This is a genomic window from Brachyspira catarrhinii, assembly GCF_005518285.1.
In the GTDB taxonomy this organism is placed as follows: Bacteria; Spirochaetota; Brachyspiria; order Brachyspirales; family Brachyspiraceae; genus Brachyspira; species Brachyspira catarrhinii.
On the sequence record NZ_SJDU01000365.1, the window covers coordinates 1 to 2,263 of the forward strand.

A 2,263-nucleotide genomic window follows, 5' to 3' on the forward strand; every position below is an offset into this window, starting at 1 on the left:
GGAGTTTTGGCGGGAGTAGAAGACGATGTTGTAGCCGAACAACATACTTATACTCGCCCAGAAGAAGTGGAAGATTTCGTTAAAAAAACTGGAGTCGATTCTCTTGCAATATCTATTGGAACGAGCCATGGAGCTTATAAATTCAAACCAGGGCAAAATCCAAAAATAAGATTGGATATTCTTAAAGAAATAGAGAAAAAAATTCCGGGATTTCCGATTGTTTTGCATGGTTCTTCGAGCGTTCCTCAAGAATATGTTAAAATGATTAACGAAAACGGCGGAAAATTGGACGATGCGATTGGAATTCCTGAAGAGCAGTTAAGAGAAGCGACAAAAAGCGCGGTTTGTAAAATCAATATAGACAGCGATTCGAGACTCGCAATGACGGCTGCTATAAGAAAAGTATTTCATGACGACCCTAAAGAATTCGACCCGCGAAAATATTTGGGACCTGCAAGAGACGAAATGAAAAAACTTTATATGCATAAAATAAATAATGTTTTAGGCAGCAATAACAGAATATAAGGAGAGATTATGGGAAAACAACATAGAAAAGCGGTAAAAAGAAAAAGAGCGGCAAGAAGAATAAAGAGACAGAAAGACGCTTTAAATGGCAAAACAAAATAAGAGAAAAACGAGGGCGTAAGTTAATCTTATGCCCTATTTATTTTTTTAAACAAAAATTTAAATATATAAAAAATATAAAAGGATTATAACAATGAAAAGAATAATAATTTTTAATTTAATAATTTGGACTATTTTAATTTCATGTTCAAATGAAACAAATAAATCTCCTTTGGCAATACAAACGGATTTTGGTAGAAAGGATAACGCTGTCGCAAGTATGTATGGCGTGGCTTTGAGCGTGAATAAAGATTTGAAAGTTTACGATTTGACGCATGAAATTCCCGCTTATAATATTTGGGAGGCGGCTTTGAGATTGGAACAAACGGCGAGATATTGGCCCTCTGGAACTGTATTTATTAATGTCGTTGACCCTGGAGTAGGAACGGAAAGAAAATCTGTCGTTATGAAAACTAAAAATAATTATTATTTTGTGACTCCCGATAACGGCGCTTTGACTTTTGTCGCGGAAAGTTTGGGAATAGAAGAAGTGCGAGAAATAGACGAAGCGGTTAACAGAAGAGAGAATTCCGAAGAATCATACACTTTTCATGGGCGAGATGTTTATGTTTATACGGGCGCAAGATTGGCTTCAAAACAAATTACTTTTGAAAAAGTGGGAAAATCTTTGGGAACGAATATAACGAAAATAGATTACGAAAAAGCGAGATTCGAGGACGGAAAATTTTTCGCAAATATTCCAATTTTGGATATTCAATACGGAAATGTTTGGAGTTCTTTACCGAGAAAATTAATGCTCGATAACGGAGTTCAAGTCGGCGATATTTTGAATGTGAGAATTGATAATAATAATTCGCTCGTGTGGACGGGAAATGTAAAACTTGTAAACACATTCGGCGATGTTCCCGAAAACGACAATTTGGCTTATTTCAATTCGGAGCTTAATTTTTCGTTAGCCGTAAATATGGGAAATTTTTCAGAGAGGTATGGAGTTTACAGCGGCGCTGAATGGAGTATTGAAGTTGTGAAGAAATAATTAATTTAAGCATGCCAGATATCTAATGGTAAATTTGAAATTGAAAGAATTTTTATGCCAAAATCTATACAGAAGTTAAAGCTTATAGAAATTATAATATTAACTATATGAATAAATATTGTCATAGTTTCCTCCTTAAAACTTATTGATATCTTTAATAGCACACTCACGCTAAAAGCATGCTTAAACCAATTATATTTCCATTTCAAAAAACATATATAGTAATATAAAAAAATAAAATAAGTCAATTTTTACAAATTCAATTATTATTTAAATTGCTATATAAAGTGGCTGCACAATTTCCGCATACTTTCCTACCAATTACCGCAGCTATAACCCTCATACCTCTTTCATTAAAATCCAACTAGACCCCGTTATACGATATATAGAACATAATTTATATACAACAAATAGCGGTTATTATATTTATGAATTCATATATGAACTTGATGGAACACATGATAGAATTTATATACTAATTGAAACTCCTAAAGAATTACAAAACGATTATATATTTTTTCATTTATTAAGAGTAAATGCAATGGAAATGATTAGACAATCCCCTCTATATACAAATAATAGAAATATAAATTATAAAAATATTAATAATGAAAACTAAAAAATAAAATTGTCAATAGTGTT

2 protein-coding genes are annotated in these 2,263 nt (G+C 32.3%); both read left to right on the top strand.

Annotation, left to right across the window (positions count from 1 at the left end; all coding sequences use genetic code 11):
* Positions 1-525 (top strand): class II fructose-bisphosphate aldolase (locus tag EZH24_RS10535; protein ID WP_170310859.1); only part of this gene is annotated, 525 nt, incomplete at its 5' end.
* Between the two features lie 193 nt (positions 526-718).
* The gene (locus tag EZH24_RS10540) at positions 719-1,621 is read left to right on the top strand and encodes an SAM hydrolase/SAM-dependent halogenase family protein (protein ID WP_137999083.1); all 903 of its coding nucleotides are present in this window, start codon (positions 719-721) and stop codon (positions 1,619-1,621) included.
* Positions 1,622-2,263 lie beyond the last annotated feature (642 nt).

What these genes read in the sequence shown, in the direction of transcription:
- EZH24_RS10540 (WP_137999083.1), top strand. Translation starts at nt 719, where the DNA reads ATGAAAAGAATAATAATTTTTAATTTAATAATTTGGACTATTTTAATT.